At 37.0% G+C, this 22,255-nt stretch carries 17 protein-coding genes; 11 read left to right on the top strand and 6 right to left on the bottom strand.

Annotated elements, in window-relative coordinates; genetic code table 11:
* Positions 1-1,024 precede the first annotated feature (1,024 nt).
* Positions 1,025-2,383 (bottom strand): Na+/H+ antiporter NhaA, encoded by a 1,359-nt coding sequence (gene nhaA, locus ACFIMK_RS03785; protein WP_375618444.1) that lies wholly within the window; start codon positions 2,381-2,383, stop codon positions 1,025-1,027.
* A 146-nt stretch (positions 2,384-2,529) separates the two neighbouring features.
* Positions 2,530-4,236, bottom strand: coding sequence for a hypothetical protein (locus tag ACFIMK_RS03790; RefSeq protein WP_375682992.1), 1,707 nt, complete (start codon positions 4,234-4,236; stop codon positions 2,530-2,532).
* 354 nt (positions 4,237-4,590) lie between these two features.
* Between ACFIMK_RS03790 and ACFIMK_RS03795 the strand changes: the two genes are divergently transcribed.
* From ACFIMK_RS03795 to ACFIMK_RS03830, 8 genes are all read left to right on the top strand, one after another.
* The gene (locus tag ACFIMK_RS03795) at positions 4,591-6,363 is read left to right on the top strand and encodes an SLC13 family permease (protein ID WP_375613534.1); all 1,773 of its coding nucleotides are present in this window, start codon (positions 4,591-4,593) and stop codon (positions 6,361-6,363) included.
* Between the two features lie 573 nt (positions 6,364-6,936).
* Positions 6,937-7,608: a tetratricopeptide repeat protein gene (locus ACFIMK_RS03800; RefSeq protein ID WP_375612087.1), complete on the top strand. Its 672-nt coding sequence runs from the start codon at positions 6,937-6,939 to the stop codon at positions 7,606-7,608.
* Between the two features lie 4 nt (positions 7,609-7,612).
* Positions 7,613-9,037 carry a ribosome biogenesis GTPase Der gene (gene der / locus ACFIMK_RS03805; RefSeq protein WP_375629773.1) on the top strand — a complete coding sequence of 475 codons (1,425 nt, stop codon included), beginning with the start codon at positions 7,613-7,615 and terminating at the stop codon, positions 9,035-9,037.
* A gap of 1,090 nt (positions 9,038-10,127) precedes the next feature.
* On the top strand, positions 10,128-10,562 hold the full coding sequence (locus ACFIMK_RS03810) for an AtpZ/AtpI family protein (protein ID WP_375612110.1): 435 nt from the start codon (positions 10,128-10,130) through the stop codon (positions 10,560-10,562).
* Positions 10,563-10,569: 7 nt separating this feature from the next.
* Positions 10,570-11,328 (top strand): F0F1 ATP synthase subunit A, encoded by a 759-nt coding sequence (locus ACFIMK_RS03815; RefSeq protein ID WP_375638128.1) that lies wholly within the window; start codon positions 10,570-10,572, stop codon positions 11,326-11,328.
* A 54-nt stretch (positions 11,329-11,382) separates the two neighbouring features.
* Positions 11,383-11,613 (top strand): F0F1 ATP synthase subunit C, encoded by a 231-nt coding sequence (locus ACFIMK_RS03820; protein WP_005773968.1) that lies wholly within the window; start codon positions 11,383-11,385, stop codon positions 11,611-11,613.
* Between the two features lie 143 nt (positions 11,614-11,756).
* A complete protein-coding gene (locus ACFIMK_RS03825; RefSeq protein ID WP_375612089.1) occupies positions 11,757-12,323 on the top strand; it encodes a F0F1 ATP synthase subunit B in 567 nt (188 codons plus the stop codon).
* An 11-nt stretch (positions 12,324-12,334) separates the two neighbouring features.
* A complete protein-coding gene (locus ACFIMK_RS03830; RefSeq protein WP_375682991.1) occupies positions 12,335-12,829 on the top strand; it encodes a F0F1 ATP synthase subunit B in 495 nt (164 codons plus the stop codon).
* A gap of 124 nt (positions 12,830-12,953) precedes the next feature.
* Here the strand turns inward: ACFIMK_RS03830 and glyS are convergent, their stop codons facing one another.
* From glyS to ACFIMK_RS03850, 4 genes are all read right to left on the bottom strand, one after another.
* Positions 12,954-15,176, bottom strand: a complete 2,223-nt coding sequence (gene glyS / locus ACFIMK_RS03835) for a glycine--tRNA ligase subunit beta (RefSeq protein ID WP_375638042.1) — start codon at positions 15,174-15,176, stop codon at positions 12,954-12,956.
* On the bottom strand, positions 15,176-16,117 hold the full coding sequence (locus tag ACFIMK_RS03840) for a glycine--tRNA ligase subunit alpha (RefSeq protein WP_375606430.1): 942 nt from the start codon (positions 16,115-16,117) through the stop codon (positions 15,176-15,178). Before ACFIMK_RS03840 ends, glyS begins: the two co-directional genes overlap by 1 nt.
* 91 nt (positions 16,118-16,208) lie before the next feature.
* Positions 16,209-17,903 carry a tetratricopeptide repeat protein gene (locus tag ACFIMK_RS03845; protein ID WP_375612092.1) on the bottom strand — a complete coding sequence of 565 codons (1,695 nt, stop codon included), beginning with the start codon at positions 17,901-17,903 and terminating at the stop codon, positions 16,209-16,211.
* 95 nt (positions 17,904-17,998) lie between these two features.
* Positions 17,999-19,075: a polyprenyl synthetase family protein gene (locus tag ACFIMK_RS03850; RefSeq protein ID WP_375629760.1), complete on the bottom strand. Its 1,077-nt coding sequence runs from the start codon at positions 19,073-19,075 to the stop codon at positions 17,999-18,001.
* 179 nt (positions 19,076-19,254) lie between these two features.
* Here ACFIMK_RS03850 and ACFIMK_RS03855 point away from each other — a divergent pair, with 179 nt between their 5' ends.
* The 3 genes from ACFIMK_RS03855 to ACFIMK_RS03865 all read left to right on the top strand — a co-directional run bounded on the left by ACFIMK_RS03855 (position 19,255) and on the right by ACFIMK_RS03865 (position 22,229).
* On the top strand, positions 19,255-20,043 hold the full coding sequence (locus ACFIMK_RS03855) for a tRNA1(Val) (adenine(37)-N6)-methyltransferase (protein WP_375629758.1): 789 nt from the start codon (positions 19,255-19,257) through the stop codon (positions 20,041-20,043).
* 191 nt (positions 20,044-20,234) lie between these two features.
* Positions 20,235-21,083 (top strand): S49 family peptidase, encoded by an 849-nt coding sequence (locus tag ACFIMK_RS03860; protein ID WP_375612095.1) that lies wholly within the window; start codon positions 20,235-20,237, stop codon positions 21,081-21,083.
* A gap of 237 nt (positions 21,084-21,320) precedes the next feature.
* A complete protein-coding gene (locus ACFIMK_RS03865; protein ID WP_375638045.1) occupies positions 21,321-22,229 on the top strand; it encodes a 4-(cytidine 5'-diphospho)-2-C-methyl-D-erythritol kinase in 909 nt (302 codons plus the stop codon).
* Positions 22,230-22,255 lie beyond the last annotated feature (26 nt).

The following is a 22,255-nucleotide window of genomic DNA, read 5'->3' on the forward strand; positions in this document are numbered from 1 at the left end:
ACAATTTTCAAAGGTATTGACAGCAATATCTTTTAAATAATGGATATTACACATTGGTTCACGTTTTTGTTTATTTGCGTTATTTAAATCTATATGCCTTTCACGTAAAACAAAACGCTATTATAGTGCCAATTTACGCGCTTGTTTTGAAGAAATATCTCTCTCCCCAAGGCGCCCCCCCCCCACATTATGGCGCCTGTGGATGGCTAACGTAAAGTTTATTGGGGACCACCATCTCCTTTACTTAGATCAAAGGTGTCAGCTGGTCGTCATCATTTAATTTTTAGTTTTCCTGTTGAACAGCGCTTATATGGATATGATGAAGCATTCTTATTTCTTTCTTCAAATAATCCATACTTCTCCTCGGCTTGTGACGTGTAAGAGAATAGTCTTGATTGATTCATCATGTACAGATTTGAAATGAGGAAATCATACGATATCTAGACTCCATTCAAGATTTATAATGATAAATCAAATATTTTTTATCCAAAAATAATGTGCTTTTAAGAAGATAAAAATTAAAGTTATTTAGAATACCGCAATAAAATCAGTAACGAGGAGGGTAGTTTATTGGAAAAAAATAAACCATGGAATTACTTAACTGATTATTGAATTTTGCTTATTCTTATCTGTTTCGTATGATTAAACATAAGATATTGATTCATAATAATTAATTTTTTTATAGTGAATAATAGTCCTGACGAAAGGCAGCTTTTCTGAAACCACGAAGCCTTTTATATTGAAACAATTAAAATCATTTCTGTGCATATCATGAGTGGAGCTGGTGCATGAGTAAAAGAATATTGAAGAAAGGAATAAAAATATCTCTTATAAGTCTTTTTAAGAGTCAAAGGTGTTGTAACATTAGAGGCTCGTAAATAGTATGATGATGTTAGTTTTCTCCTTCATAAGTGTAAAGATGAGGCGAGACAACAGCTTTTACATTAAATATCGTCCGAACCCAACAAATGAGCGAAATCGCTTTTTAAAAGTTCTGCATAAAAATGTATTTTCAGTTAGTTTGTTAGGAACTATGAGAAATTCCTTTATTGCGCTTAATATAAATAAATCCATATCCCAGACCGATAAGGGCAGATAAACCTGAGCCACAAAGGACCCCAATTTTTGCCGCATCAAGCAGAATAATATCTTTAAAAGCGAGCATTGAAACAAAAATAGACATTGTAAAGCCAATTCCTGCTAAAAAACCAATGAGTAAAACACCTGTCCAAGTCATATGAGGGGGTAGGCGGCATAGTCCTGATTTTACAGCTATATAACTGGCAGTGATAATACCAAGAGGCTTACCGATGAAAAGACCAATGACAACACCCAGAACAATCAAGAATGATTTGTCAGAAGAAAGATCAAAGTTTGCAAAACTTACTCCTGCATTTGCGAAGGCAAAAACTGGCATGATACCGTATGCAACCCATGGATGCAATGCTTTTTGAACACGTGTTACTGGGGCAATCATGGCCCGTTGTCCTTTGCGCATCTTTTTCAATGCTGTTGAAATATGATGCAGATCTGTTTTTGTATTTTTTTCTTGAAGAATTTGCATAGCGTTACTGAGCATGGTGAGTGGCGCTACAAGAGTACGGGTAGGAAGAACGGGAGTCATCATCCCTAAGATTACGCCAGCAAGCGATGGGTGAACGCCTGTTACCATTAAACCCCACCAAATGATTGCACCAGGTAAAATGTAAAGCCATGCTGATGCAAGCCCGATCCACTGAAAAAATAGTACCAAAGCAATACCCGCTCCTGCAATCATTAAACCGCTAGGATCAATGTTTGTTGAGTAGAAAAAAGCAATAATAAGAACAGCGATAATATCGTCAATAATTGCTAATGATAGAAGAATAATATGAAGATTAGAGGGAATTTTTTTCCCTAGAAGAGCAAGAATACCTAGAGCAAAGGCAATATCTGTTGCTGTTGGCACAGCCCAACCGCGGATATGTCCCTCGTTAAAATTGAAGATAAAGTAAATAATTGCAGGAACACAAACGCCCCCTATTGCAGCAACAATTGGTAAGATTGCTTGTTTAAAATCGGCAAGAGCCCCTTCATGAATTTCGCGTCGAATTTCCATTCCTGCGACGAGAAAGAAAATAGTCATAAGGGCATCATTAACCCAGAAATGTAAATCCCATGAAAGAGTGAAATGACCCAAATTAAAGCCAAGAGGTGTATGCCAAAAAGATTCATAGAAAGCAGCATATTTAGAATTGGCAAAAATAAGTGCAGAAGCAGCAGCTAATAAAAGAACAACACCACTAAGAGCTTCAATATGGAGAAAACGCTCGATAGCAGAAAGCGCTTGATTAGTGACACGAGAAGCGCGATTAGGCAGGCGATTTGAAGATAAATCAGACATGAACAACTCCAAGCATCGTCAATTTTAGATTCTATACTCTCTGTATAAATGACTTTGTATGATACCTTCTGTATCATACAAAAGAAAAAAGAGGAATAAAGTTCTTAATTTATAGACAAGATCATCATGTTTAAAGCACAAAATGTTTAACGCGACGCTTCATTTTTAATAGTGAGATGTACTTTGCTTAAAGCCTTAGATAGATCATTTTGTAGAGCAGATTCGAGATCAACTATTGCGAGACCTTTATTATCTTTTGCTTTAATTTTAACGATCAATGTTTGTGGATTTTTAGCAAATTCTCCTAAGGATTTTGAAATTTTTTCTGCTTCGTCATGATTTTTTAGCAGAATTTTTGGGGTCTGCGTCATCATTAGATAGAAATCGTCATAAAGTTCCTTTTTTAGATCATGTTGGCTGTCATTAAGATTTTGCGCAAGATAAGAAAAAAGCTTATCAATGAAACCTGCATCCGTATATTGTATATCAATTTCATTGATGCCAAGGTCTTGAGACGCAGCAATCATTATATTTTTCTGACCAGAAAAAAGCTTTTCATCAACATCAATAACCTTAGCCGAGATGTTCCCAGATCCAACGTTTTTCATATTGAAAGACATTGTATCAAGAAAGAGCATACGTTTTTTTTCATCGTAAGAAATATCAATTTTTCCTGAAACATTAAAGCGCTCAAAGTTCAGATTTTTGAAGAACTCTAAGTCTTTTTCATTCATTTTTTTAGGTAAAACGGAAAGGTTATTGAGAGAAAGAAAAAGCTTTTTAGGGATAGGTTGTTTCCACAAACTTGGTTTGAATTGGAATGATTCGAGCGTTGCTTTCAACTGCGGTATATCAACGGTGATATTATCAACTTTGGCATCCGCTGAGGTAATGGCGAGCAGTATGTTTAGAAGAAGACCATTTTGTGCTACTTTTTCAGCGATTTTATTATTCTCTTTTCTTGCATTAAGATAAGCTTTGATTAATTTTTCAGGAGTTTGCTCAAGCGGTTTCATCTTTAAACCAGATGTTTTAAACTGCCCAAGGAAGAAAGAGCTGTTTTTTTCTGCTTCTTCAAAAATATCGACACTTATATTATTCAAAGAAATGGGGCCAGTAACGGTTTTACCTTGATTGAGAGCATTGTTTTTTCCAAAAATGATAGAGTAGGCATAGTTGATGTCGATATCATGGGCTTTTATTGTATTACTTTTAGCCATAAGTTGCATCTGTTTGGCACCATTTGCTACGACCGTTTTAAGATCCATATTTTTGATACTAACTGAACGGATATGGTTATTTCTAAAATCAGAAAGCTGGAAATTCTTGATCTCAACCGTTTCTGTTTGGTTATTTTTATTTTCTATAGAAAGTTGTATATTGGGAGCAATAATTGAGGAAAGCTCAATACGCATCATTGATTGTAAAAGACGTGATGTTATCGTTCTATCTTTTTCTTTTAGGGATACACTCCGAAGAGAAATTTGGGGAATTTGCACATGAATATTATTATGCTTTAAATCAACATTATAAAATGTAAAAGTTCCGGGAATAAAGGAAAGAGGAGGACGGGCAGAAATGGCACCAATTTTAAGTGATGTACCAGCTGGAACAGGTATTGTCACATTCTTCAAATTGATTTTACCTAGAATGCTTACTTCAGATGTTTCGGCTTTTATGGAATGACGGGCTATTTCTTTTCTTACAAAACCGTCAAGATAGGGTTTTGCAATATAAAATCCACCAACAATTATAATTGCCAAGATAGCAACAAATCCAATAATGCAAGTGAGCCAATATCTGAGGTTACTTTGATACCCACTATTAAGATTGACCATTCTTTCTTCTTTCATTTTTATCACTCTTTGAATTGAGAGTGAAGATAAATTCTTTTAAGCAACGACAAAGGTTTAAATATAGCGTGTACCAGTTTCAACAATTATCTACTCTCTATATTAGAGTTATTCTCATCTTTTTTGCAATATAGCTTTATCAACTTTTATCAATTTTCTTTGGGTTCAGCACTTTATAGAAAAGCACGCATAATAAGGAGAGGCAAGTTTATGCGCATCATAATTTTTTATCACTTTAAAATTATCCTAAAATATTTCGATGTCTGCTTTTATCTTGCTGCTGTTTATAGGAATATTTAAAACATAAAAAATATGTTCTTGTTCATTATAATTTAATGGGGAGAGGTAAGTGTTATGACAGAAAATCAAATAATGGCTTTTTCGATCATTGGTCTCATGATGGTTGTTTTTATTTGGGATCGATTTCGTTATGATCTTGTTGCTATTTGTACTTTATTAATAGCTTGTGCCCTTGGTCTTGTCAGTCCGAAGGAAGCTTTTAGCGGTTTTAGTAATGATATCGTTATTATCGTGGGGAGTGTGTTTGTTGTCAGTACGGCTGTATCTCGCTCTGGTATAATGGAATTTATTATTCAACGGATATGGCCAGACGTGAAATCGGTGCGTCTTCAATTAGCGTTTTTGGTTCTTTCTGTTGTCGTATTATCAATGTTTGTTAAAAACATTGGTGCTTTGGCGATTATGCTTCCGATAGCTTTTCAGTTTGCACGTCGTTCTCAGGTTTCTCCTTCTGTCTTTTTGATGCCCATGGCCTTTGGTTCTTTGTTGGGGGGGCTTATGACACAGATAGGAACATCTCCCAATGTTGTTATTTCAGCGATGCAAGAACGTTTAGCAGGAACACCTTTTACTATGTTTGATTTTACACCAGTTGGTGCGGTTGTTGCGACGGCTGGTGTTGTATATTTGGTTCTTTTTTATTGGCTTTTGCCTGTGCGTGTGCGTTCAGGTGTATCATTTGATGATGCCATTGATATTCGTAATTATGTTGCAGAAGTACATATTCCAATAAATTCACCGATTGTGGGAAAAAATATTGTTGATTTGGTTAAGCCATCAAGTGGTGATGTTATGGTGATTCAAATCATCAGAAACAAAGTATCTATTTCACCATTACCAGATTTTGTTTTGTCTGAAAATGATATTATTTTGCTGGAAGGATCACATACAGGGTTAGATAGCGTGATGAATTCTGCTCGTTTAGAGTTTTCTAAGGGGCGAACTATTGTTGCAGGTGATAAGGACAGTGATATTGATATTATTGAAGCAGTCATTACCCATAATTCACCTCTTATCGGTATTAGTGCGAAAGAGTTTTCCTTATTTGATCGCTATAATGTAAATTTGCTTGCGTTAAGTCGTCAACATGAAAGGGTGCGGGGAAGACTTGATGATATTATTTTCCATCTTGGAGATGTGATTGTTTTGCAAGGACAGGATGCAGTTATTCCAAATTTATTAAGAGAATTGAAATGCTTGCCCCTAGCAAAACGAAATATTGTGTTTGGAAATTTACGACATGGTTTCATCTCTTTAGCTGTTTTATTTATAGCAATTATTTTTACAGCTTTTCATATTGTTCCAGTTGCTTTTTCTTTCTTTTCTGCTGCTGCTGCAATGGTGATCTTTCGTGTTTTGCCCGCGCGTGATCTGTATCAGGCATTAGATGGCTCAATATTAGTGCTATTAGCGGCTCTTATTCCAGTGAGTGAAGCGTTAGAGAAAACAGGATGTACGGATCTCATTGGTCAATGGCTGAGCCAATTGGCAATATTTTTCCCGCCATCCGGTGCTTTAGCGCTTATGTTGGTGACAGCTATGTTGGTTACGCCATTTTTGAATAATGCAGCAACAGTGATGATGGTAGCACCAATTGCGTCAAGTTTTGCTCATTCCCTTCATTATAAGCCTGAAGCTTTTTTGATGGCTGTTGCAATTGGTGCGGGCTGTGAGTTTCTTACACCTATTGGACATCAAAGTAATATGCTCGTGATGGCGCCAGGAGGATATCGTTTTAGTGATTATCCACGTTTAGGTGCTCCATTGGCGGTGTTGATCGTTATTATTGCTGTTCCAATGCTTATGTGGGTTTGGCCTTTACAATAGGATATTTTTAGAAACTTTAAGAATCAATTATAAAAGGTTGTTAATCGTATGAAGATAAGTTGAAGGGATATACTTTATATAAAGAGCTTTAACTGAAGATTTGGAATTATACCACACTGTAATCATGGCGCTTCGGTATTTTTGATACAGATAAAAATTTATCTATTTGGTTTTAGTAGATATTCATGGAAATTTACTGTTTATTCAAGTTTTTTCAAGAATTGGTTTTTCTATTATAATTGTATAATCCAATACAACCAACGATTGCGGTTGAAGACTTTAAAAGATTATTCCTCTATATAATGGAGAGAAAGTTCGCTTGAGATGATAGGCAATCATGATAAATATTAAGGCAGTGAATTTTTCATAATATGTAAAAGCTGTAATGTGAACAAACAGGGTGCTTACATCATTTTCGATTAAGACTGTTGCAAAAATCTGATTGAATTGGCTACATGTTGATTTAAAATAAATAAACGAGCAATTTAAAGATTTTTAGTTAATTAGGGCTACCATCTTTATCCATTTATGCGTAAAAGCACAGGTGAAGTAACTTTTTTCAAGGTATGATATATGTCGTATGATAGTTTTATTGCTGAAGTGAATGCAGAATTTCGTCAGGAAAAGGCGCTTGCTTTTTGGAGACGGTATGGTTTTTCAATTATTGGAGCGGCTGTTCTTTTTATATTCATGATAGTTGCTTATCAAGTTTATCATCATACACAAATAAAGAAAGCTGGTTATATTGGTGATGCATTTGTAAAGAGTCTTGATCTTGCGGATACACGTGATTTTGATAAAGCGATAAAGCAATTAGAAACTGTTAAAACCTCTCATTTTGGGGGGTATCCTTTTCTTGCTCGTTTACGTGAGGCTTCTTTACTCATGGAGAAAGGTGATATTATTAAGTCAGTGGAGATCTTTGATTCTGTTGCAGCGGATGAGAAAGCACCGCAGATTTTGCAGAAAGTTGCAAAAATTCGGGCGGCTTATATTCTGGTTGATACAGGGACATTAGCTGATGTTGAAAAGCGCATCAAAGATATGGCAAGTGATACCGATCCTATGCGTATGTCTGCAAGAGAAGCTTTAGGCTTAGCTGCTTATAAGGCGGATAAAATGGATGAGGCGGTTTATTATTTTAAGAAAATTTCTGAAGAAGGTTCTTTGGGTTTAAAAATAACAGATCGGGCTCGAATGATGCTTGAGCTTATACAAGCTGAGGGCAAGGCAAATAAGGAATAAATCGATGAGCCTTACCATTGCTATCGTTGGTCGTCCCAATGTTGGGAAGTCAACACTATTTAATCGTTTGGTTGGGCAAAAATTGGCTTTGGTTGATGATAAGCCTGGTGTAACACGTGATCGGCGTATTCATGCGGCAAAACTTCAAGATCTACGTTTTGATGTGATTGATACGGCTGGGCTGGAAGAAGCAGGTGATCATACACTTGAGGGGCGTATGCGTTCTCATACAAAAGTTGCAATTGATGAAGCGGATCTTATTTTATTTGTATTTGATGCAAAGAGCGGAATAACACCAAGTGATTTAAATTTTTCTTCATTGGTTCGCAAATCAGGAAAGCCAATTGTGCTTGTTGCCAATAAGTCTGAGTCAAGAGCGGCAACAGGAGGAGAGTATGAGGCGTGGTCATTAGGTTTGGGAGAGCCATGCCCAATATCGGCTGAACATGGTTTGGGACTTAGTGATCTGCGTGATGCAATTATAGATGCTGTTGGGTCAGAGCATGTTTTTGGCAACAACAAAGAAGAAGATAGAATGATACAACCTGCATCTGTTGGTGATGATGTAAAGGATTTGGAAGAAGAAGAGCTTATTTACGATGAAAGTAAGCCCATTAGGATTGCAATTGCGGGGCGTCCCAATACAGGAAAATCCACTCTTATCAATAGTATGTTGAAACAAGAGCGATTGTTAACAGGACCAGAAGCAGGACTCACGCGTGATTCTATTTCTGTAGATTGGGAATGGCGTGGTCGTCATATTAAACTTTTTGATACTGCAGGTTTACGTCGAAAGTCGAGAATTCAAGAAAAATTAGAAAAACTATCTGTTGCAGATACTTTGCGTGCTATTCGTTTTGCAGAAGTGGTGGTCATTGTTTTTGATGCAACGATACCTTTTGAAAAGCAGGATTTACAAATTGCTGATCTTGTGATTCGTGAAGGGCGTGTTCCAGTTATTGCTTTCAATAAGTGGGACCTTATTGAAAACAGTCAGACCACATTGATTGATTTGCATGAAAAATGTGCGCGATTTCTTCCTCAAGTTCGTGGTTTGAGAGCTGTTCCTTTATCAGGACAATATGGTCAAGGGATTGATAAACTGATGGAAAATGTCATGATGATGCACCGTGTATGGAATCGTCGCATTTCGACGGCTAAATTGAACCAATGGCTTGGAACTGTTGTGGCACATCATCCACCTCCTGCGGTTTCTGGACGTCGACTTAAGGTTAAATACATCACACAGGTTAAGACACGTCCTCCTGGATTTATGATTTCCTGCTCGCGCCCCAAAAGTATGCCTCAGTCGTATTTGCGTTATCTTGTCAATGGGTTACGTGAAACATTTGATATGTCTGGTATACCCGTTCGCATATCATTACGAGCCTCTGATAATCCTTTTGCGACACGTTCCAAGAAGAAATGATAACTCTTTAATTTTTTAAGTGAATGAAATCTATACTTAAGAATCTTAAAAATAAGTTTTTTAAATGATCGTTCTTTTCATAAAAGAAAAAGTTTTATTTGCTAAAGTTTTAATTTTATTGATAATCATTTATCATGAGCGCTATTGAATAGAGTTCTCTCATCTTGATAAAGATCATTTATTTGCATGTCATGAGAAGAGTTTAATAGGGAGTATTTAAGAAAGAGTACATAATCCTCTTAATGGGTCATTAAAGTGCAAGAATAGATGCAATATGAGGGTAGGGGAATGTAATTATGATGCTTGTTTGAAAAGCAGCATTAGATTATCGTTTCATAAAAATAAAGCTTATGAATAAGCGCTTTTGCTTACGATAGTTTGTCTGAATAAAAAGCAAAAATATTTGCTGAATCTACGGATATTCAATTGTAAAGAGCGAAATTCATAAAAGTGGATTAAAATTGTATAAAGTAGTATGGTAATCGTATTTAAATTTTATTGTGTTCTATTGGCTTAATCTATTTGAAATTTTGGATTTATTAATATCTTGTATTTAAAGGACCTTCTCTTAATACCCTCAAGCTCATTTCGTGATGAGGCCTGTAATGGCGTATATAAAATACTTTGCGAATAGGATCATATAGAAACCATTGATTATTTCATTTTCATAAAATAAAAAGTGCAAGTTTATTCGAATAAAAGGAGAAAACCAACGCTCTCATACTGTTTTTAGCTTTCTATGTTCTCTTTCAAAACTAGGACTGATATAACATTGGGAGTCGGAAAATAAGATGGTATTGGTTTACACCTTTTGTTAAGTGTAAAAATGGTTGTTCTATGAGTTTTATATTATTCACGTGAACTTTTCGTTATACATTCACGGGTGCTGTCGTGAAATCGGTTTAGGTGCTTGGAATATCTTTTTAAGAAAGCATGTAAATTGAAAAATACGTTATTTCTGCAATAAAATTTATACGATAACTTGTGATAGATTTCTTTTAGTATCTTGACGAATAAATTCGGGAACAATATGATGCACACGGTTTTATGAAATGTATTCTTACGTTGCTTTTTAATTAAGGAGCCAATGATGGCGATGGGCGAGAAACCCGTTATGAGCCGTAAGGAGGCTGAAGAGGAAAAGCAAGGAGAGTGTCTTCATTCAGAGGATTTGGAATGTCGTAGTAGGAACTTAAGCGTAGCTTTAGTGCGCAAGCAAGCATTAAAGAAGCGGGAGCATAGGAATAAGCGGGAAAAATCACAAGGAAGGATGGCAGGTGCAATTAAGCTTTCCAGTGAGTTTCTGGCAAGTATTATAGTTGGTATTGTTTTGGGGTTGGGGTTTGATAAGTTAGCAGGTTCATGGCCTTGGGGATTGGTATTTTTTCTCTTCTTTGGATTTGCTGCTGGTGTATTGAGTATTCTTCGGTCTGTGGGGTATGTTTCCTCCAGTCAATTAGGAAAAAAAGGCGTATTGCGCCAAGATAAACAAAATAAAGGGGCCAATGAGAGGTCCGATAAATGAGGTTGAAGTGACAGCGCACGCTCCAGATCCTATTCATCAGTTTGAGGTTTTAAGGCTGATTAAGATTTCCATAGGAAATATGGATTTATCGTTTACAAATGTATCATTGTTTACAGTTCTCACGGTTGTTGTAACTTCTATTTTTCTCTTTATTTCATCATCGAGTCGTGGATTGGTTCCAACGCGGATGCAGTCTCTTTCGGAAATGGCATATGAATTTGTAGCATCGACTCTGCGGGAATCATCTGGTGTGCAGGGAATGCAGTTTTTTCCTTTAGTTTTTTCTCTGTTTACTTTTATTTTGGTTGCTAACTTTATTGGTCTCTTTCCTTATTTTTATACGGTTACGTCTCAAATCATGATCACGTTTTCGTTAGCAATAGTGGTAATTTTGACGGTGATTGGTTATGGCTTTTATAAGCATGGGGTCAGTTTTTTGAAACTGTTCGTTCCCAGTGGAGTTCCTGTTGTGGTTTTACCTCTGGTGACAATGATTGAGGTTATTTCTTTTCTCTCCCGTCCAATTAGTCTTTCTCTTCGTCTTTTTGCGAATATGCTTGCTGGTCATATTACGCTTAAAGTGTTTTCTGGGTTTGTTGTTTCAATGATTGGGGTAGGAATTGTAGGTGTGGGTGGTTCGATTTTACCGCTTATTATGACTGTAGCAATTACTGCTCTTGAGTTTTTGGTCGCATTTCTTCAGGCTTACGTCTTTACGGTTTTAACTTGTATGTATCTTAATGATGCAATTCATCCAGGACATTAATAGAACTGGCGGTTTTCCGTCGAATAATGCAATTTCGCTTTAAAGGAGAATAACATGGAAATGGTGCTTGCAGCAAAATATATTGGCGCTGGTCTTGCTTGCTTTGGTATGGCTGGAACAGCTTTAGGACTTGGTAATATTTTTGGTAGCTATCTTTCTGGTGCATTACGAAATCCATCAGCAGCAGATAGTCAGTTTGGACGTCTCGTCTTTGGTTTTGCTGTAACAGAAGCTTTGGGAATTTTTTCATTGCTCATTGCTTTATTACTTCTTTTTGGGGTTTAATCATTATCAAAAGGGTATATCTGTTCTTGCATGAGGAAAGATTTACCCTTTTAGGCTCTTAACTAGAGAGATGCCAGAGAGATGTTTGTCAGTTATCATCGGTTATAGAGGGCTTTAATAAGCTATTTAAAGGATGAAAGAAGATGTTTGTTTCAAGCGCTTATGCACAGAACACTGAAACGTCGATAGAACATATTAAAAAGGTAGCAGAGCATGCAAATCGTGTGTTTCCGCCTTTTGATTTTGTGCATTTTGGTTCGCATTTTTTCTGGTTGGCAATTTCTTTCGGACTGTTTTATCTTTTTATCTCCCGTGTAATTGTACCACGTATTGGCGGTGTTATTGAAACACGGCGAGATCGAATCGCATCTGATTTAGATCAGGCAATGCGCATGAAGCAAGAAGCAGACATTGTTGTTGAAACTTATGAGCGGAAATTAGCAGAAGCGCGTTTGAACGCGCAGGCTATAGCGCAGGTAGCTAGTAAAGAATTAAAAGAAAAGGCAGAGCTTGAACGGAAAGAAATTGAAGAGAGTCTAGAGAAAAAACTCGCAGATTCTGAAAAACAGATAGCAAAAATTCGGGATAAAGCGATGCAAAATGTTGGTTCTATCGCTGAAGAAGTAGCTCTTGAAATTGTGAAAAAATTGATTGACGTTGATATCAGCAAAGAGGCTGTTCGTTCAGTTGTTAAAACTGCGGATTATTGAGGAAGACAAAGATGACTGATACTTTTTGGGCATTTGTTGGGTTAGTTCTTTTTTTGGCTCTTTTAGTCTATTTCCAAATTCCACAGAGGGTTATACACCATCTTGATGCGCGCGCGAAACGTATCAAAGATGAACTGGATGAGGCTCTGCGTCTTCGTGAAGAGGCACAGGAAATATTGGCTGAATATCAACGCAAACATGCAGAAGCAGAAAAAGATGCGCAAGAAATTATTGCAGCAGCAAAGCATGAAGTTGAATCCGTTATTGCTGAGGCCCGTGCAAAAGCAGAAGAATATGTAAAAAACCGCAATAAATTGGCAGAACAAAAAATTGCCCAAGCAGAAGCGGATGCAATACGCATGGTTTCTTCATCGGCGATTGATTTGGCAATTTCTACAGCAGGTACCCTTATTGCAAGGAAAATAGATTCTAACAAGGCAGATGAACTTATCAAAGAGTCTCTTGAGAAAGAATCATTTATCAAAATGAAAACATATCTTAATTAATGATATTTGAGAGATAAAGAACAGTCTCTTTGGTTGCATAATTTTCTCAATATTAATTAATAAAAGTCATAAAAAAGAAAAAATTATCTTCATTGTTTTTATCAGTTAATAGGGTATTTTGATTTTAAATGACAAGTTTTGAGAAGTCTGCAACCGATTGTGTAACAATGTGAGTGCGTTTGAGAAGAGCAAGACGGTTAGCACGAACATCAGTTTTTTTATCATTCACCAATACTTTTTCAAAAAATATATCAATCAATTTTCCAAGTGGCGCTAGCACACTGAGTGCAAATGATAAATTTGTTGCATTGATGGGAGCAAGAACCTTTCTTTCTACTTCACAGATTGCATGATAGAGCTGCTTTTCTTCTTTCTCGACAAAGAGCTCAGGATTAATTTCATTCGCTATTGTTGTGCTTTTTTGAAATTCATTTTCAAGAATATTGGCAGTACGTTTTACAGAGGCTACAAAGTTCATTCCATCGTGGGTATTGATGAAAGCGATAAGCGATTCGACACGACGTGCAACCAATAAAAAATCATCAGAATCTTTATTTAAAACGGCTTCAAGGGCATCGTAACGAGCGCCTTCCTCTTTTAGATAGATTTTCAAACGGTCATGAAAAAAGAATAACAGATCTGATAAAATATATTCTGTTTTTTCTGGAAGCAGATTCTGCAATTGTGAATTTTCTCTTTGAGAGATTTCATATTTATTTTTTTGTTGTAAGAAAAGATTCGTTGCTAACTGGAACAGCGGCATAAGATTGATTTTCCAATCTCGCGAAAGTACAAGCCTAATAATTCCCAATGCTGCTCGTCTTAACGCATAGGGATCTTTTGAGCCCGTTGGTTTTTCATTAATGAGCCAAAAGCCAACGAGCATGTCAATTTTGTCGGCGAGCATAACGGTTATAGCTAGTGGTTCTTGTGGAAGACGATCTGTTGGTCCTTGAGGTTTATAATGGTCTTCGATTGCTACAGCTACGCGAGGATCTTCCCCTTGAAGAAGGGCGTATTTTTGCCCCATAACACCTTGTAGTTCAGGAAATTCTCCGACAATTTCTGTTTGCAAATCAGCTTTTGCAAGGATGGCTGCACGTTTTGCTAAAAGAGGATCTGTTTGTATCAAAGGGGCAATTTCTTGTGCGAGTGTAGCAATGCGTTCTACTCTTTTACCTTGTGTACCTAATTTAGCATGAAAGGTTACATTCAAATGATCAAGTCGCGCCATTCTTTGATCGAGAGGTTTTTTTATATCAAGCTCAAATTTTTTTATAGAAGATTCCAATTGTTGAAGATCAGGCAAATCATGCTGATCGGTTTGCCAAAAATGAAGTGCATCAGAAAGACGGGCACGGACAACCTTACTATTTCCTTTCGAAATTTCTTTGCCTTCATCATTTGCAAGAATATTAGAAACGAGAATAAAATGATGAGAAAGTTTTACTTTTTCTCCTTGTTTGCGGGTGACAAAACATTTTTGATTGGCTCGAATGGTCAAGCGAATAATTTCTGGAGGAATATCAAGGAATGATTTGTCAAAATCACCCATCAGGATAACAGGCCATTCAACAAGACCAGCAACTTCTTCTAGGAGGGGATTATCTTGAACCAGTTCTAAACCGTTTGCAAAGCAGAGATTTTGGGCATCAGCTAAAATAATATTCTTTCGTCTTTCGGCATCCAGAATGACTTTATGGGTTTCAAGTTGAGTAACATAGTCATCAAAGCGGCGCACTTGAAATGGCTCTCCATCACTTAAGAAACGATGACCATAAGTTAAATTATTGCTTTTAAGAGAACCAATTGTAAACGGAATAACATGTGTTTCACCAATTTCTGGTCCGAAGATGCAAAGAATGTTTTGTAAAGGTCTAATCCACTTCAAAGTACCACTTTGTGCTGAATCTTTTCCCCAACGCATAGATTTCGGCCACGGAAAGTTGCGGATAATATCCGGTAAAATATCGGCAATAATTTCTTCTGCAGCTCGACCTTTTTTAACAATTTTAGCAATATAAAAATGACCTTTTTTATCATCATGTCCAATATGCGCTTCAGAAACATCATTTAATCCTGTTGCACGTAGAAAACCATCAATTACATGCTGTGGTGATTTTATACTGGGACCTTTGCGTTCTTCATGGACATCTTTGGAGCGTGTGGAAAGTCCGCGTATGTCCAATGTTAGCCGACGAGGTGTCCAATATTCACGAGCAGCTTCATAGATCAATCCAGCATTTACAAGTTGATCTGTAACAGATTTCTTAAGATCAGCAGCAGCTTTTCGTTGCATACGTGCGGGGATTTCTTCACTGAAAAGTTCAAGAAGAAGATCAGACATTAGGCTTCTCCAGTATATATTTGTCCAGCTTCTGTGAGTAAAAAGGCTTCCCCACAACGGCGCGCGAGATTACGAACGCGAAGAATGTAATTTTGTCGTTCGGTTACAGAAATAACGCCACGTGCTTGCAAAAGATTAAAGATATGGCTCGCTTTAATACATTGATCATAGGCAGGAAAAACACAGCGATGGAATACATTTTCTTTATTTGGTTTTCCAGCATCAAGAAGTGCGCTGCATTCGCGTTCTGCATCGATAAAGTGCTGATGGAGCAGTTTTGTATCAGCAAATTCGAAGTTATAATATGAGTATTCCTGTTCTGCCTGTAAAAAAATATCTCTATAACTTATTTTGTTTTCTCCCTCCAAACCATTAAAGTTAAGGTCATAGACGTTATCAACCCCTTGGATATACATCGCTAGACGCTCAAGACCGTATGTGAGTTCCCCTGAAACTGGAGCGCATTCAATGCCGCACACTTGTTGAAAATAAGTAAATTGAGAGACTTCCATTCCATCGCACCAACATTCCCATCCAAGCCCCCAAGCACCAAGAGTGGGACTTTCCCAATCATCTTCAACAAAGCGAATATCATGCAGTTTTGTATCAAGCCCGATAGCTTGTAGCGACTTTATATAAAGTTCTTGTAGATTGAGCGGAGAGGGTTTGAGAAGCACTTGGAATTGATAATAGTGTTGTAAACGATTTGGATTCTTACCATATCGGCCATCTGTTGGACGTCGAGAGGGTTGGACATAAGCAACTTTCCAAGGGCGTGGTCCTAGAGAGCGTAATGTTGTTGCTGGATGAAAAGTCCCAGCTCCGACTTCCATATCGTAAGGTTGCAAAATTGCACACCCATAGTGTGCCCAATAATTTTGCAAAGTTAATATTAGTCCCTGAAAAGAACGTTTGGGGTTAAGATGTTCAGGCAGTTTCACGCTTTATACTCTTTATATTGAACTAAACAAAAAACAAAGTAATTTTAGTTTCTCTATTTATTATTTCATGTGGTTTATGGTTAAGCATCGTTTATTGCAAACCAAATTTCAACTTTTCTTGAATTTGTTCAGAATTTTCTGGTTTTCCGTCAATTGCGTGGTTCCATTGAAAGATTGCTTCACGTTTACGCCCAACTTTCCAATAGGCATCCCCTAAATGATCATTTAGTGTTGGGTCCTCAGGTTGTAATCTGACAGCATTTTCTAATATTTGCACTGCTTTATTATATTCTTTTAGTTTATAATAAGCCCACCCTAAAGAATCGAGAATATGACTGTTGTGAGCTTGTAAAGCAGAGGCTTTTTGTAGCATACGGAGCGATTCTTCAAGCTTCTCACCACGTTCCACAAGGGAATAGGCTAAATAATTAAGAACCTGCGGTTGATTTGGGAAAAATTCAAGTGATTTTCGCAAGTCAAGTTCTGCTTTTGGCCATTGCTTTAAACGTTCAAAAGCAATACCACGCTGATAAAAGAGTTTCCAATCGTCCTGCTGAAAGTTTTTTATCTTTGTAATAGCGTAGTCTAGAGTTTTAATGGCCTCAAGAAATTTATTGTCCTGCATATAAAAAGCAACGAGCGTTATCAAAATATTACGATCATTGGGAAATTTTTTATTTAACAATGTGAGTAATTTTATTGCTTCTTTGTAATTGTTGTTATTGGCAAGAAGGAATGCAAGATGAAGTTGTCCATCTTTATAATAAGGAGATTTAGGGGATAAAGCGCGATAAAGTTTAATTGCTTGATGTGGATCGTTCAATTTAGCAGAAATGTGTGCGAGCTGAAACAGTGTTGCGTCATTTTGAGGGTATAAGGCGAAAGATAATTGCTTAAAAATACGTGCAATTCGCCCTGAGTTTTTGTAGTTGAGGGCTGTTCCAAAATTATATAATACCTCGGCTGCTCCTTGTTGAGGTGTTTTAATAACTCTCTCTAAGAAAGAATTTTTTTCAATTTTTTCTTGAAAATTTTTAAGGACTTCTCGACCTGACAACATTTGTTCGCCATGCTGGATTGTTTGAAGAGCTTGGTTGCGCATATTATGGCGCAATTGGAATGAGGCATAGGCTATGATAATACGCTCATAAGTATTAGGAGCGATAAGAGTTCCCTGTTTGTTACTCAGTGCTTTAATGAAATATTTTTTTGCATCCTTTGGCCGTTCTGCAAGGTCGCTCATAAGTGCTAGATGATAAGATATAAAAAGATCATACCAGACAGGACCTTTGAGTTTCTTAAGATCATCGATTGCCTGAGATTTTTGTCCAGATCCAAATGTAATCCAAGCGCCGATGAGTTCAGGTATTGGATTATTGGACGTAGGAAGTTCCTTTAATTTCAGAAGAGCCTTGGCATTCTTATAATCTTTTTTGATGAGACTTTCTACTGACAAAGTTAAGGAAACAAAGGGAGTTATAACATCGTTCTCTTTGAGTTTTTGGGCTTGTTGGACAGCTTCTTTAAAGTTTCCGACCGAGAGCATAGCTTCAAGGAGCTCTTTTTGTGTTTCAATGTTATCAGGTTGATAAACCAGTGCTTGTTTAAAATAATTGATAGCAAGTTCTGTTTTATTTTCATGATTTGCAACCCGTCCAGCTAAATAAGCACCTGTAAATGAGCTTGTATGAGTTGCTGCACTTATTTTACTGTAGGTGAGGGATGGCATCAGCATGATACCCACGATAAAGAGGGCAAAAAGTCGAGATACCGTTGCAGAGCACATGGAGCTAATCCTTTTCAAGATAATCAATTGATGGTGTTGTTTATAGATCATATCTCATTACTTTGTTGAGAAATACTGCGATTCTTGCAAAGAATTCAGTTTACGCGCGCAATACAAAATTCAACAGTCTCAACGAGAGCATTATAAGCAAGATTTTCATTCATGGGAACAAGAGCATCAATTGCATATTTTCCATAGATGCGTGCTTGTTCTATTGTATCTGTGATACTATCATACTTTTCCATTAAGTGTTGCGCGTGTGCGAAGGATTCATCATTATTATTGCCATCTTCAAGCGCTTTTTTCCAGAAATCTTTTTCTACCATATTCCCACGCTCATATGCGAGAATAACAGGCATTGTGATTTTTCCTTCTCTAAAATCATCCCCTATATTTTTTCCTAAGTTTTGAGCACTACCGCTATAGTCAAGTGCATCATCAATTAATTGGAAAGCTAAACCTAAGGATGTTCCATATTCACGTAATGAAGAACGCTCTTTATTTCCATAGCCAGCAATAATGGGTCCTACTTCAGCGGCTGCTGAAAAAAGTGCTGCTGTTTTTGCATCGATGATTTTGAGATATTCTGAAGGGCTGGTTTTTATATTTTTTGCGGCAGAAAGTTGCATAACTTCTCCTTCAGCAATAATTGCAGCAGCGTTGGCTAGGACAGAGAGCGCTTCTATGGAACCGACATCGACCATCATTTTAAAGGCCTGGCCCAATAGGAAATCACCAACAAGTACACTTGCTTGATTCCCCCAAATCATCCGTGCTGTAGATTTTCCACGTCGTAAATTACTTTCGTCAATCACATCATCGTGTAGCAATGTTGCTGTATGCATAAATTCAACAGCTGTTGCGAGTTTTATATGCCCGTCACTTTGATAACCGAACATATGAGCAGAAGCGAGCGTAATCATTGGGCGTAATCGCTTTCCACCTGATGAAATAAGATGGTTAGAAATTTCAGGGATCATCTCAACCTCTGATTTTGCCATAGAGAGAATAAATTGATTTACGCAATCCATATCTTTTTGAGTAAGATTGACAAGAGGTTGAAGAGAAATTTGATTATTTCTTATTTGTTTTGGTTTGATAGCTGCACTCAATGTGTTTACTCCTAGAGTATTGCAATGGACATATATAAAATTTACTTTATTCATTAGCATAAAGGGGGTTTGGTTTTGACTCAAGCTTTTGATGTCGTTTAAAAGTGTTAGCTTGGAATGTTATTGGCAAGAAATGTTCTTTAGCGAGTGTAATCTTATTGTTATAAAATAATAAAAAATTTAAAATAGCAGCTGAATGGCAAAAATGCAGTTTATAAAGGTGAGCATTAGGCTTTTAAATGGATAAAGCAGCGAATCAGAGTGGTGAAACAATTGACAGTTTTCACCGCGGGAAATTTTATTTGGTTCAACCCCATAAATATGGTCATCGTTCTGGAATGGATGCGATGTTATTAGCTAGTTTGGTTCCAAGTGATTTAAAGGGCAAGGTTGTTGATTTAGGTGCTGGTGCTGGAGCTGCAGGGTTAGCTGTTGCTTCGCGTTGTCTGAAAGTTCATGTTACCTTAGTTGAACGTTCGGCTTTTATGATATCTTATGCTCAAAAAACGCTTATGCTAAAACAAAATAAACAATTTGCTAGCCGAATTTGTTTGCTAGAAGCAGATGTTACCTTCAAAGGGAATGCCCGTATAAAAGCAGGTTTGATAGATAATAGCTTTGATTTTGCGATTATGAATCCACCTTTTAATAATCCCACTGATCGCAAGACACCTGATCAACAAAAATCTGAAGCACATGTTATGCCTGAAGCGATGTTTGATAATTGGTTGCGGAGTGCAGCAGCGATTGTCAAGCCAGGTGGATACTTAGGGCTCATTGCACGACCACAATCACTAGTAGATATTTTGCGTGCTTTAGAAGGGCGCTTTGGTGGTATTTGTATCGTTCCTGTGCATGCACGTGCAAAGACAGCAGCAATTCGTCTTTTATTTTACGCAAAACGAGGAAGCAGAGCAGCTTTATCTATTTTACCGGCATTGGTTATACATGAAGGTAATGACCATACTTTTTCACCCCGAGTTGATGCAATTAATAATGGATATATAAGCTTGTGGGAACTTTTCTAATAGTATCTTGTGTTTTTTAGTTTATTATTTAAAGTCTACACTTTGTTGTTAGGGAGGTTTGACTTTGGATGAAATTATATTTCTGGTTGTAATGTGGGGATTGATTGGCGTTTTTGGATGGTATCGCGTTCTTCCTTTTTGTTGTCCTTGCCTATTTAATTGTTCTTAATTTATAAGGAGATTTTGTTTTGATGGATTTTATTAAAAGTTTTATTCCACGCCGTTTTTCTTCCGATAAACTTGAAATTCCTGTGGTGCGCCTTCAAGGAGCAATTATGGATTCATCAGCATCTATATCTCGTACCCTTTCCCTCAGTAGGTGTGCAAATCTTTTAGAGAAGGCTTTCGCACACAAAAAGTCACCGGTTGTTGCACTTATTATTAATTCTCCTGGTGGTTCACCTGTACAATCGCGTTTTATCTTCAAGCGCATTCGTGACTTGGCAGAAGAAAAAAATAAAAAGGTTCTTGTGTTTATTGAAGATATTGCAGCATCTGGTGGTTATATGATTGCTTGTGCAGGGGATGAAATTTTTGCAGATCCTTCTTCAATTGTTGGTTCCATTGGAGTGGTTTCAGCTTCCTTTGGTTTTCCGGAACTTTTGAAGAAAATTGGTATCGAACGGCGTGTATACACAGCAGGAAAGAACAAAGTTACATTAGATCCATTTCAGCCAGAAAAAAAGGCGGATATTGAGCATTTGAAATCTCTCCAACTTGAAGTGCATCAAACTTTTATCGATTTGGTTAAAGAACGGCGTGCTGAAAAATTATCAGATGATTCGAATCTCTTTACAGGAATGTTTTGGAGTGGAAAACAAAGCGTTGGGCTTGGTCTGGTTGATGGATTGAATGATGTACGTTCTGTTATTAAGGAGCGCTTTGGTAATGATGCAAAACTTCGACTTATTATGCCTCCAAAAAGTTTTTTAGGACCTAAAACGCCTTCAGGAGTGACGGCACATACGGTTTATACAGTCGTTGATAGTGCATTGATGGCAGCAGAAGAGCGAGCTCTTTGGCAGCGTTATGGTTTGTGATGGAAAGGATCATTCAAGCCAGAGAGATTTTTATCTAAAAACAGATACTAGAAGAAAAAAGGCTTGAAATGATACGAATGAGAACATGTCGTTTATTTTGTATGAGAACTCTTTATATTTATTGTTTTTTAGAAAACGATTAAGAATATTCCAAGCTGTTTATAGGGCTCGTGCTAAAAGTATGGGTAAAAGGGGGAAATTTTTAAAAGAACCCTATGTAAGTGAATATTACGTCATATGATATCAAATGTACAAACTTCGTTCCAAAGATATTCCTATTTATTTACACCTATTAAATTGAATTTAGCTCTACATGTTGTGGGGCAACGTGCTGACGGGTATCATTTAATAGAGAGTTTGGTTTATTTTAGTCTTAGCGGTGATTGTCTACACTATGCACCTTGTGAAAATAATCAGTTTGTTTTGACGGGGTCGTTTGCAAAAGGGCTTGTTTCTCATTTAGACAATTTGGTTATTCGCGCAAGGGACTTTATGCATAAGACTTTTCCGGAATGTGCTCAACCTGCTTTTTTTCGGCTTGTAAAAACATTACCTGTTGCTTCAGGCATTGGTGGTGGCTCAGGTGATGCAGCTGGGGTTATCAGCATGTTGCGTCGGCAGTGGAATCTTGATTGCTCTTACGAAGAATTAGCAAAAAAGAGCTTAGTTCTTGGTGCTGATGTTCCCATGTGCCTTTGTGCATTAGAGTATCAGCAGCCGCTTTTGGTTAAAGGAATTGGTCAAGAGATGATACGACTAAAAGAAGCTTGTTCATTAGCAATGGTATTGGTTAATCATGGACAAGAGATTTCAACACAAGCTGTTTTTAAAGCGTTAGAGAAGCGTCATAATCCTTCTTTAAAAATTAATACAGACGCTTTAAAGAGTGTTGATTCATTAGTTGAAGTTTTACAAGAAACGCGTAATGATCTTTTTTCTCCTGCATTAAAAATAGCACCTCAGTTAGCTGAAGTGTTATCTATATTAGATGAATGTGGGGCTCTTTTTTCCCGTATGTCTGGAACGGGAGCAACTTGCTTTGGCATTTTTAAAAATAAACAAACGGCGCAACAAGCAGCTCTTTTTATCAAATCAATGTACCCAAATTGGTTTGTAAAACCTATCATGACTTTAGGAAATATTTGATAAATAAATATAAAAGCTTTTATTTT

Origin of the sequence: Bartonella sp. AP280QHHD (genome assembly GCF_042196125.1) — a bacterium.
GTDB lineage: Bacteria > Pseudomonadota > Alphaproteobacteria > Rhizobiales > Rhizobiaceae > Bartonella.

Bases quoted from the DNA above. Each gene is read 5' to 3' on its own strand.
- ACFIMK_RS03825 (WP_375612089.1), top strand. From the start codon at position 11,757: ATGTTTGTTTCAAGCGCTTATGCACAGAACACTGAAACGTCGATAGAA.
- ACFIMK_RS03850 (WP_375629760.1), bottom strand. From the start codon at position 19,075: ATGCTAATGAATAAAGTAAATTTTATATATGTCCATTGCAATACTCTA.
- ACFIMK_RS03800 (WP_375612087.1), top strand. From the start codon at position 6,937: ATGTCGTATGATAGTTTTATTGCTGAAGTGAATGCAGAATTTCGTCAG.
- ACFIMK_RS03830 (WP_375682991.1), top strand. From the start codon at position 12,335: ATGACTGATACTTTTTGGGCATTTGTTGGGTTAGTTCTTTTTTTGGCT.
- ACFIMK_RS03820 (WP_005773968.1), top strand. From the start codon at position 11,383: ATGGAAATGGTGCTTGCAGCAAAATATATTGGCGCTGGTCTTGCTTGC.
- ACFIMK_RS03845 (WP_375612092.1), bottom strand. From the start codon at position 17,903: ATGTGCTCTGCAACGGTATCTCGACTTTTTGCCCTCTTTATCGTGGGT.
- der (WP_375629773.1), top strand. From the start codon at position 7,613: ATGAGCCTTACCATTGCTATCGTTGGTCGTCCCAATGTTGGGAAGTCA.
- glyS (WP_375638042.1), bottom strand. From the start codon at position 15,176: ATGTCTGATCTTCTTCTTGAACTTTTCAGTGAAGAAATCCCCGCACGT.
- ACFIMK_RS03790 (WP_375682992.1), bottom strand. From the start codon at position 4,236: ATGAAAGAAGAAAGAATGGTCAATCTTAATAGTGGGTATCAAAGTAAC.
- ACFIMK_RS03810 (WP_375612110.1), top strand. From the start codon at position 10,128: ATGGCGATGGGCGAGAAACCCGTTATGAGCCGTAAGGAGGCTGAAGAG.
- ACFIMK_RS03865 (WP_375638045.1), top strand. From the start codon at position 21,321: ATGATATCAAATGTACAAACTTCGTTCCAAAGATATTCCTATTTATTT.
- nhaA (WP_375618444.1), bottom strand. From the start codon at position 2,383: ATGTCTGATTTATCTTCAAATCGCCTGCCTAATCGCGCTTCTCGTGTC.
- ACFIMK_RS03855 (WP_375629758.1), top strand. From the start codon at position 19,255: ATGGATAAAGCAGCGAATCAGAGTGGTGAAACAATTGACAGTTTTCAC.
- ACFIMK_RS03795 (WP_375613534.1), top strand. From the start codon at position 4,591: ATGACAGAAAATCAAATAATGGCTTTTTCGATCATTGGTCTCATGATG.
- ACFIMK_RS03860 (WP_375612095.1), top strand. From the start codon at position 20,235: ATGGATTTTATTAAAAGTTTTATTCCACGCCGTTTTTCTTCCGATAAA.